Below are 9,158 nucleotides of genomic sequence, written 5' to 3'. Positions count from 1 at the left end.
TCTCCGCATCGAGCCACGCCCAGTCGATCCGCTCGCCCAGCCGGACGAGCTCGTGTCGCATGTTGATGATCTGGTCGAGCCGGGCGCGGAACAGGTCATCGGTGAGCTCGCGATTGGGCGCTCTCGGTCGCATCGTCACCTCTCGTGATCCTCTCAATCGAATCACGGAAAGGCGCCGCCGGGAATCCCCAAACCGCATGCGAAATCGCAAGGTTCCGCAGGCTCAAGCCACCGAATCCTGCAAAACCGAAACCTTGCGAGAGACCGAAATCCGTCGACTATCAGCCGCTTATGCGTTCTTCACAGTCAACACCAGAAGCACCGCATTGAGACTGAGGACGATGACGGCGCCGGCGATGGCGGCGATATCCGTCAGGCGGCGGTTGGCGAACGGGCCCATGATGTCGGCCCGCCGGGTGAAGAGAACCAGCGCGATCATCGGCACCGGCAAGGCGATGGACAAGATCACCTGGCTGATGAGGAGCGCGGTGGTGGCGTTGACGCCGAGGCCGATGACGACGAAGGCCGGGACCATGGTGACGAGGCGGCGCACCAGCAAGGGAATGCGGAAACCGACGAAGCCCTGCATGATGGTCTGGCCGGCCATGGTGCCCACGACCGAGCTGGAGATGCCGGAGGCGATCAGCGAAACGAGGAAGACGCCGGCCGCCGCCGCGCCCAGAAGCGGCGTCAAGGTGTAGTAGGCGGTCTCGATTTCGGCCACCTCGCTATGGCCGAGATGGAAGGCGGCCGCGGCCATCATCACCATCGCCATGTTGACGAGGCCGGCGATCGCCAGAGCCACCACGACCTCGCGGTTGGAAAAGCGCAGAAGCTTGCGCCGGTGCTCCAGGCTCTTCACCGGCGCCCTGCCCTGCGTCAGGCCCGAATGCAGGTAGACGGCATGCGGCATCACCGTGGCGCCGACGATGCCGACGGAGATGAGGAGCGCGCCCGCATCGGGCATTTGCGGCCGCACGAGGCCGGTGGCCGCCTCGCCCCAATTCACCGGGGCGATGAAGATTTCCACCAGGTAGCAAAGGCCGATGAGCAGGACGAGGGCGCCGATGATGATCTCCATCGGGGGGAAGCCGCGCTGCTCCACCAGGAGGATCGCATAGGTCACCACCGCGGTGATCGCCATGCCGGTCATCAAAGGCAGGCCGAAAAGAAGCGCCAGCCCGATGGCGCCGCCGAGGAATTCGGCAAGATCGGTCGCCATCGCGGCAATCTCGCTCACCACCCACATCACCAGGACGACCGGCAGCGGGAAATAGGCCCGGCACATCTGCGCAAGATTGCGACCGGTGACGATGCCGAGCTTGGCAGACAGGGCCTGAAAAAGCATGGCGATGAGGTTCGCCATCAGCACCACCCATAGCAGCGTGTAGCCGTATTTGGCGCCGGCCTGGATGTTCGTGGCGAAATTGCCGGGGTCCATATAGGCGATGGAGGCGATGACCGCCGGGCCGGCGAAGAGCAGGCTGCGAAAGCGCCCGTTATGGCGTCCGGCGAGGGCCTCCTCGATGGCTGCCTGGGTGCGATGCGTCAGGTTCGGGCGGGCCACGGCTCCTCCGGATGCCTCGTCGACGGTGACGATGCAAAGAAATGCAGCCTACGCTAAATTTTTGTCAAGCCCCCGGCGCCGCGCCAGCCTGCCGCACCGCCGCATCGGCGCATCGGCGCGATGGGTGATAGCCTTGCCAACAAAAAAGCCCCGGGGGCTTCCCGGGGCTTTCGTTGTGTTTCGATACGGGCCGCCCCCCCTTTTTCGGAGGCGCCCCGGCGGGGTCGCTATTGCTGACCCGTCGATTGCTGCTGGCGCTGGATGAGCTGCTTGCGGGCCTCTTCGGCCTTGCGCTTCAACTCGTCCTCCAGCTTCTGCTGCTCGGCCTGCAGCTCCTGCGGATCGATGGCCGGGCCGTCATAGGAGGCGGTGAAGCCGGCGAGGCTGAGGTCGAAATTGACCGGCTTGGCCTGCTGGTTCAGCGTCGTGATGACGAGCTTGCTGCCCTTCTTCATGGAGGCGATGAAGTCGTCCTGCACCTCCGTCTCGGCAAAGCAGAGATTGGGGAAGCAGATGGAATACTGCACCTTGGTCGGCTCGCCGCCGTCGATCTGCACCTGCAGGCCGGGACGGATGAGCATGCCCGGCGGCACCGCGGAGACGAGGAACCTCTTACCCTCCGTCTCGCGCAGGGAGACGGCGGCCAGAAGCTGGCCGGTGGCCGCCCGCCGCTCGCGGGTGACGACGCAGACTTCCTGCTTGTTCTGTGGATTCTCGCTGCACAGCTTCACCCAATCGGGCTGCTTGGGCGCCGCCTGGTCGGCGCCTTCCTGGCCCTGCTGGTCCTGCGCCAAGGCGGGCGATACCGCAAAGGCCAGGAGCAGGGTCGCTGCGATGCGTGCGATCGAACGGTTCGATACCGTCGCCGCTTTGGTGACATGCATGGATGATCCTCACGCTGGCTTTGGCGCTCCGCGCCGTCTTCAATCGTGTCCTGGCCTGGAAGACCGATGAATGCGGCGACACCATGTCGGCGCGCCACAACAATGTCCAGTGCCCGCAATTGCACGCCAGCGCCAATTGGCGCAAGGTCCGGGCGCGTATCCCCACAACAACCACCGAGCTTGGAAGAGATATCCGTGACGGAGACTTCTCGCCGCCTTTGCGCCCGCCTCACCCTCCTCCTGCTGCCGGCGGCGCTCACCGTCGCACTCGCCGTCCATGCCGCCCATGCCGATGCGCCGGCACCGAGCCACGCCATCGCCATGCACGGCGCGCCGGCCCTGCCGCCCGATTTTGAGCACCTGCCCTACGCCAATGCGCAGGCGCCGCAGGGCGGGCGCATCTCCTACGGGATGGTCGGCAGTTTCGACAGCCTCAATCCCTTCATCATCAAGGGCACGGCGCCGCGCGCGCTGTGGGACGAGGATTGGGGCAACAATCTCTGGGAAAGCCTGATGGTGCGCAACCGCGACGAGCCCTTCACGCTCTACGGGCTGCTCGCCGAAAGCGTGACGGTGCCTGAGGACCGTTCCTTCGTGGAGTTCACGCTGCGGCCCGAAGCGCGCTGGGCCGACGGTGAGAAGGTCACGCCCGAAGACGTCGTCTTCTCCTACGAGCTCTTGAAGGAGAACGGGCGCCCCAAGGGCTGGTACAAGCGGGTTGCGAGCGTGGAAGTGACCGGCGAGCGGCAGGTGCGCTTCACCTTCACCGAGGACGCCGACCGGGAAATCCCGCTCATCGTGGCGCTGTCGCCGATCTTCCCCAAGCACGCCGTCAGCGCCGAGAGCTTTTCGCAAAGCAGCCTTGAGCCGCTTCTGGGCTCCGGCCCCTACGAGGTGGCGGAAGTGCGTCCCGGCACCTCCATCACGCTCAGAAAGCGCGACGATTACTGGGGCGCGGATCTGCCCGTGAAGCGCGGCTTCGACAATTTCGAGGAGATCCGCCTGGAATATTTCCGCGACGCCAACACCCATTTCGAGGCCTTCAAGAAGGGCATCTTCGACTATCACCCGGAAGGCGATCCCGGCCGCTGGGAGAGCGGCTATCAGTTCCCCGCCGTGGAGGAGGGCCGCGTCAAGCTGGAAGCCTTTCAGACCGGCGTGCCGAAGGGCATGAACGCCTTCATCTTCAACACGCGCCGGCAGGTCTTCGCCGACCCCAAAGTGCGCGAGGCGCTGACCTACTTCCTCGATTTCGAATGGCTGAACGAGAACCTCTTCCTCGGCGCCTATGCGCGCACGGCGAGCTTCTTTGAGGGCTCGGAGCTTTCCGCCGTCGGCCGGCCGGCCTCGAGGGAGGAAGAACGCCTCCTCGCGCCCTACCGCGATGCGGTGGTGCCTTCCGTCATGGACGGCAGCTACCAGCCGCCGCAGAGCGACGGCAGCGGGCGCGACCGGGCCAATCTGCGCCAGGGCCTGACGCTGCTGCAGGAAGCCGGCTATCGGCGCGAGGGCGACCGTCTCGTCAACGAAAAGACCGGCGCGCCGCTCGCCTTCGAGATCCTGGTGATGAGCCGCGAGGACGAGCGCCTTGCGCTTTCCTACAAGAGCGTCCTGGAACTCGTCGGCATCGTCGTCAATGTGCGCCAGGTCGATGCCAGCCAGTACTGGGAGCGGCTGAAGAGCTTCGACTTCGACATGATCCGCTTCAACTACGCCTTCGCCTCGCTGTCGCCCGGCTCGGAGCAGAATTTCCGCTGGTCCTCCGCGGCGGCCGAGCAGCAGGGCAGCTTCAATTTCGCCGGCGCCGCAAACCCGGCCATCGACGCCATGATCAAGGCGCTTCTCAGCGCCAAGCACCGGGAGAGTTTCGTGGCCGCGGTGCGGGCGCTCGACCGGGTGCTGATCTCCGGCTTCTACGTCGTGCCGCTCTTTCACGCCCCGGCCGAATGGGTCGCCTATTGGACGCGGCTCGCGCATCCGAAAGAAAGTTCGCTCTACGGGGCGGAGCCGACAAGCTGGTGGGCGCGCCGGTGAGGCGAAGCTGGCCGGCCGAGCGATAGGCACTATGTTGGCGGCATGAGCGACGACACCCTGCACGAGGACAGCCCGCCCCATGCCGGCCTCACCGTCGACGTCGTCTCCGACGTGATGTGCCCGTGGTGCTATATCGGCAAGCGCCGGCTGGAGAAGGCGGCGGCGCAAGCGGAGACCGCGCTCGATATCCGCTGGCGGCCCTATCAGCTCGACCCGACGCTGCCGCCGGAAGGCAAGGACCGCCAACTCTATCTCGCCGAGAAGTTCGGCTCGCCGGAGCGGGCGGAGGAGATCTACGCCAATGTACGCGCCGCCGGCGAGATGGAGGGCATCGCCTTCGCCTTGGAGCGGATCGAGGTCTCGCCGAACACGCTGAACGCCCATCGGCTGATCAGATGGGCGGCCGGCGCCGGCAGGCAGGACGCCGTCGTGGAGGCGCTGTTTGCGGGTTATTTTCTTCACGGCCGGCGCATCGGCGATGCGGGCGAACTGGTGAGGATCGCCGGCGAGGCCGGCATGGACGGCGATCTCGTCGCCGACCTGTTGGCCGGCGATGCCGACCGACAGAAGGTGGTGGAGGAGATCGAGCTTGCCCGGCGCATGGGCGTCACCGGGGTGCCGACCTTCATCATCGGCGGGCGCTACGCCGTCATCGGCGCGCAACCCTCCGAGGTGCTTCTGGAGGCCTTCTCCGCCGCCGCCGCGGCCCACAACGCCAACGACAACGTGCCGGCCTGACGGCCGGGCGTCTGCGCCTCTCAGCTTGCCGGCACCGGTTCGGCTCGCAGCTCCGCCAAGGCATGACGGATGGTGGCGAAAGCGGCCTGCAGCGCCAGCGAGGCCATGAGCGCGGCCACGATGAGATCCGGCCAGGCCGTGCCCGTGCCGAACACGCCGGCGGCGGCGAGAAGGACGACGAGATTGCCGAAGGCGTCGTTGCGCGAGCACAGCCAGACGGAGCGCATGTTGCTGTCGCCGCGCCGATAGGCCCACAAGAGCACCGCCACGCCGAGATTGGCCAAGAGCGCCAGGAAGCCGACCCAACTCATGGTGAAGGCGTCCGGCACATCGCCGCGAAATGCCTGCCAGAGCGTCGCGCCGAGAATCCAGACACCGAAAAGCCCCATCGTGGCGCCTTTCAGGAGCGCGGCCTTGGCACGCACCGCCAGCGCCGAGGAAACGACCATGAGGCTGACGCCGTAATTGGCGGCATCGCCGAGAAAATCGAGCGAATCGGCCTGCAACGCCATGGAGCCGGCGGCGAGCCCGGCCCCGATCTCCACCAGGAACATCGCCGCGTTGACGATGAGCGCCACCCACAAAATGCGGGCGAAACGCCCATCATCGGCCCGCGGAGGCGCCGCGCAGGCATCGTCGTGACAGCATTTGCCGCTCATGCACATTCGCTCCCGTGGCAGGACGAGCGTAAGCTGCACCCTCTATCGACTATAGGGTCAAGGCGATGAAGGAACTCAGCATCGGCGCGCTGGCGGCGGCCACCGACACCAAGGTCGTCACCATCCGCTATTACGAGAAAATCGGCCTCTTGCCGGCGCCGCCGCGCAGCGCCGGCAATTACCGCCTCTACCGGCAATCGCATCTCGACCGGCTCCGCTTCATCCGGCGCTGCCGCGCGCTCGGCTTCACGCTGGAGGAGGTGCGCGAGCTTCTGGAGCTGTCGGCGGAGACGGAGCGCGATTGCGGCAAGGTCGACCAGCTCGTCAGCGCGCATCTCGTCGACGTTCAGCGCAAGATCGCCGATCTTGAGAAGCTTGCCGCCGAGCTGCGGCGCATCCATGCAAGCTGCCGCGGCGGCACCGTCGGCGAGTGCCGGATCATCGAGGCGCTGTCGCCCTAGCCTCTTCGGTCGGCCAGGCGCGCCACCTGCCCCAGCCCGTCATAGAGGATGACCGCCAGGGCGCCCGTCAGAAGACCGCCCTGCAGGACGAAGGCGAGATTGCTCGAGTTCAGGCCGGCGATGATGACCTCGCCGAGCCCCTTGGCGGCGACGGTGGAGCCGATGGTGGCCGTCGACAGGGCGATGACGAGCGAGATGCGCACGCCTTCGATCATGACCGGCAGGGCAAGCGGCAGCTCCACCTGCACGAGGCGTTGGGTTCCGGTCATGCCGGAGCCTCTCGCCGCTTCGGCGACGGAGGGACGAAGACCGGTGAGCCCGGCGAGGGCGTTCTCGAAAATCGGCAGGAGACCGTAGAGAAAGAGCGCGATCAGGGTCGGCCAGGTGCCGAACCCGACTACCGGAACGGCGAGCGCCAGCACGGCCACCGGCGGAAAGGTCTGGCCGATATTGACGATGGCGCGCGACAGGGGCAGGAACTCCGCCCCGACCGGGCGGCTCACCAGGATGGCCAGCCCGAGGCTGATGAGGATCGCCGGCACGATGGCGGCGATGACGATCAACAGATGCGAGACGGTGAGAGACAGAAGGCTCGCCCGGTCGTAGATCGCCGGCGCGCCCTCCGGCGCGAACGGCTCCAGGAGAGGGCGAAAGGCGCTCGGCGCCAGCAGGAAGGCGAGCACCAGAGCGAGAAGGCCCAGCCGAAGGAAAAGGCCGGCAAGCCGCCTCATCGCGGCGGCCGTCCGGCGGCGATGAGGGCCGCGCGCGTCACCCTGCCCCGTTCTCGCCCGCTCGCATCGACGACGGGAAGCGCCTCGCGGCCGCTCCAGATCATCTCGGCCAGCGCGTCGCGCAGCGAGCGCTCGGCGCCGATCGCCGGACCCTCGGCGCTTCCGGGCTCCACCAACGGCGCAATGGGCAGAAGCGAGAGATAGCGAAACGGCCGATCCTCCTCGCCGACGAGGCTTTCCACGATCGCGCTCGCCGGCCTGGTCAAGATCTCGCCCGGCGGCGCGAGCTGCTCCACCCGCCCCTCGCTCATCACCGCGATACGCTCGCCGAGCTTGATCGCCTCGCTCATATCGTGGGTGACGAGGAGGATGGTGGAGCCGAGGCGTTCCTGAATCTCCTTCAGGTCCTGCTGCGCCTTGGCGCGGATCACCGGATCGAGCGCGCCGAAGGGCTCGTCCATCAAGAGCATGTCGGGCCGTGCCGCCAGCGCCCGCGCCACGCCGACGCGCTGCGCCTGGCCGCCGGAGAGCTGATGCGGATAGCGCGGGGCGATCTCGTCGGGATCGAGCTGCAGGAGCGCCAGCAGCTCGTGCACGCGCGCTTCTATCTCCTCGCGCCCCCAGCCGAGGAGCCGCGGCACCGTGGCGACGTTGCGCGCCACCGTCCAATGCGGAAAGAGGCCGTGATCCTGGATCACATAGCCGATGCGCCGGCGAAGCTCGTAGGCCTTCATGCGACGGGTATCGGTGCCGTCGATCTCCACGCTGCCCGCGGTCGGCTCCACCAGCCGGTTGATCATGCGCAGGAAGGTGGATTTGCCCGAGCCGGAGGTGCCGACGATGACGGTGATGGTGCCCGTCTCGATGCGCATCGAGACGTCCTTCACCACGGCCTTGCCGCCATATTCCTTGGTGAGGCTTTCGATGCCGATCATCGCGCGGCCGCCGGCAGAAGATCGATGACGGCGTCGAGGAAGACGGCCGAGACAAAGGCGAGCGCCACCGTCGGCAAGGCGCCGAGGAGGATGAGATCGGTGGCCGTCTGCCCGAGCCCCTGGAAGACGAAGGTGCCGAAGCCGCCGCCGCCGATGAGCGCGGCGATGGTGGCGAGGCCGATATTCTGCACCAGAACGATGCGCACGCCGGTCAGCACCACCGGCAGGGCGAGCGGCAGCTCCACGGAGATGAGCTGCTGGCGGCGGGTGAGCCCCATGCCCGCCGCCGCTTCCCTCACGCCCTCCGGCACGGCAGTGAGGCCGGCGGTGGTGTTGGCCACCATCGGCAGCAGCGAATAGATGAACAGCGCCACGAAGGCCGGCGCCATGCCGATGCCCTTGACGCCGAGCTCTGCCGCGCCCGGCACATTCGCCGCCGCCCAGCCGAGCGGCACGATGAGAATTCCGAACAGGGCGATGGAGGGGATCGTCTGCATCAGGCTGAGGCCGTTGAGGACGGGCTCCCTCAGCCATCTGACGCGGTGGATGAGAATGCCGAGCGGCACGCCGGCGACGAGCGCGGCCGCCAGCGAGCCGAAGGCCAGCTGCAGGTGATGGCCGCCCTCGCGCCAGAAGGCGGCCGCGCGGCCGCGGTATTCGGCGAGGATGGAGAGCGCGTCCCACTGCCCCGTCATCAGGATCAGCGCCAGGGCGAGGCTGGAAGCGGCCAGGACGCCGAGCCGCCCGAGCGGGCTCAAATCCAGCCGTATGATGGCGTCGGTGAAAAGGATGGAGAGAGCGAAAGCGCCGATCCAGAAGCCAGCCCCCGGCGCCACGCGCGCATAATCGCCCGCCTCGGCGGCGAGCGTCCGCCCCGCCTCGCCGATGGCGACAAACAGCGCCAGGAGCATGGCGACCGGCAGAGCCAGGCGCAGGCGAGGGTCGCGCGCAAACAGCGCCACGGCGACCGCCAGGGCCGCCAGCGCCAAAAGGCCCGCCGCCCAGGCCGAAGGCAGCGCCGCAAAGAGGCCCTGCGGCTCCGCCGCGGCGATGCGGTTCGCCCGCAAGCTCGCCATCGGCAGCGCCAGCGAAACCGCCAAGAGCGCCCCCATCGGCACGCCCAGCTTGTCGGGGCGCAGACGCATCGGG

At 67.4% G+C, this 9,158-nt stretch carries 9 protein-coding genes; 3 read left to right on the top strand and 6 right to left on the bottom strand.

Features of this window, described 5'->3' with window-relative positions; genetic code table 11:
• Positions 1-289: 289 nt before the first annotated feature.
• Both Q331_RS0111860 and Q331_RS0111855 read right to left on the bottom strand, forming a co-directional pair.
• Positions 290-1,600, bottom strand: coding sequence for an Nramp family divalent metal transporter (locus Q331_RS0111860; protein ID WP_210164944.1), 1,311 nt, complete (start codon positions 1,598-1,600; stop codon positions 290-292).
• Between the two features lie 194 nt (positions 1,601-1,794).
• The gene (locus Q331_RS0111855; RefSeq protein WP_026380859.1) at positions 1,795-2,451 is read right to left on the bottom strand and encodes an invasion associated locus B family protein; all 657 of its coding nucleotides are present in this window, start codon (positions 2,449-2,451) and stop codon (positions 1,795-1,797) included.
• Between the two features lie 321 nt (positions 2,452-2,772).
• On the opposite strand from Q331_RS0111855, the gene Q331_RS21330 reads away from it, so the two are divergent.
• Both Q331_RS21330 and Q331_RS0111845 read left to right on the top strand, forming a co-directional pair.
• A complete protein-coding gene (locus tag Q331_RS21330; protein WP_034491975.1) occupies positions 2,773-4,485 on the top strand; it encodes an extracellular solute-binding protein in 1,713 nt (570 codons plus the stop codon).
• Positions 4,486-4,527: 42 nt separating this feature from the next.
• A complete protein-coding gene (locus tag Q331_RS0111845) occupies positions 4,528-5,223 on the top strand; it encodes a DsbA family oxidoreductase (protein ID WP_051631083.1) in 696 nt (231 codons plus the stop codon).
• A gap of 20 nt (positions 5,224-5,243) precedes the next feature.
• Here Q331_RS0111845 and Q331_RS0111840 read toward each other — a convergent pair whose 3' ends face one another.
• The gene (locus tag Q331_RS0111840) at positions 5,244-5,882 is read right to left on the bottom strand and encodes a cation transporter (protein ID WP_026380857.1); all 639 of its coding nucleotides are present in this window, start codon (positions 5,880-5,882) and stop codon (positions 5,244-5,246) included.
• Positions 5,883-5,947: 65 nt separating this feature from the next.
• On the opposite strand from Q331_RS0111840, the gene Q331_RS0111835 reads away from it, so the two are divergent.
• Entirely contained in the window at positions 5,948-6,343 is a 396-nt protein-coding gene (locus tag Q331_RS0111835; RefSeq protein ID WP_034491960.1) for a MerR family transcriptional regulator, read from the top strand.
• On the opposite strand, the gene Q331_RS0111830 is transcribed toward Q331_RS0111835, so the two are convergent.
• From Q331_RS0111830 to Q331_RS0111820, 3 genes are read right to left on the bottom strand one after another with little or no spacing between them, the layout of a single operon-like run.
• Positions 6,340-7,074 (bottom strand): ABC transporter permease, encoded by a 735-nt coding sequence (locus Q331_RS0111830; RefSeq protein ID WP_026380855.1) that lies wholly within the window; start codon positions 7,072-7,074, stop codon positions 6,340-6,342. The two genes, Q331_RS0111835 and Q331_RS0111830, sit on opposite strands and share 4 nt — an antisense overlap.
• A complete protein-coding gene (locus Q331_RS0111825) occupies positions 7,071-8,009 on the bottom strand; it encodes an ABC transporter ATP-binding protein (protein ID WP_026380854.1) in 939 nt (312 codons plus the stop codon). The genes Q331_RS0111830 and Q331_RS0111825 overlap by 4 nt, the downstream gene beginning before the upstream one ends.
• Positions 8,006-9,154 (bottom strand): ABC transporter permease, encoded by a 1,149-nt coding sequence (locus Q331_RS0111820; RefSeq protein WP_026380853.1) that lies wholly within the window; start codon positions 9,152-9,154, stop codon positions 8,006-8,008. Before Q331_RS0111820 ends, Q331_RS0111825 begins: the two co-directional genes overlap by 4 nt.
• Between the last annotated feature and the right edge of the window lie 4 nt (positions 9,155-9,158).

This window comes from Afifella pfennigii DSM 17143, assembly GCF_000688515.1.
Taxonomy (GTDB): Bacteria; Pseudomonadota; Alphaproteobacteria; order Rhizobiales; family Afifellaceae; genus Afifella; species Afifella pfennigii.
This window is presented reverse-complemented; position numbering and strand designations above follow the sequence as displayed.

What these genes read in the sequence shown, in the direction of transcription:
- Q331_RS0111825 (WP_026380854.1), bottom strand. Translation starts at nt 8,009, where the DNA reads ATGATCGGCATCGAAAGCCTCACCAAGGAATATGGCGGCAAGGCCGTG.
- Q331_RS0111855 (WP_026380859.1), bottom strand. Translation starts at nt 2,451, where the DNA reads ATGCATGTCACCAAAGCGGCGACGGTATCGAACCGTTCGATCGCACGC.
- Q331_RS0111830 (WP_026380855.1), bottom strand. Translation starts at nt 7,074, where the DNA reads ATGAGGCGGCTTGCCGGCCTTTTCCTTCGGCTGGGCCTTCTCGCTCTG.
- Q331_RS21330 (WP_034491975.1), top strand. Translation starts at nt 2,773, where the DNA reads ATGCACGGCGCGCCGGCCCTGCCGCCCGATTTTGAGCACCTGCCCTAC.
- Q331_RS0111820 (WP_026380853.1), bottom strand. Translation starts at nt 9,154, where the DNA reads ATGCGTCTGCGCCCCGACAAGCTGGGCGTGCCGATGGGGGCGCTCTTG.
- Q331_RS0111840 (WP_026380857.1), bottom strand. Translation starts at nt 5,882, where the DNA reads ATGAGCGGCAAATGCTGTCACGACGATGCCTGCGCGGCGCCTCCGCGG.
- Q331_RS0111845 (WP_051631083.1), top strand. Translation starts at nt 4,528, where the DNA reads ATGAGCGACGACACCCTGCACGAGGACAGCCCGCCCCATGCCGGCCTC.
- Q331_RS0111835 (WP_034491960.1), top strand. Translation starts at nt 5,948, where the DNA reads ATGAAGGAACTCAGCATCGGCGCGCTGGCGGCGGCCACCGACACCAAG.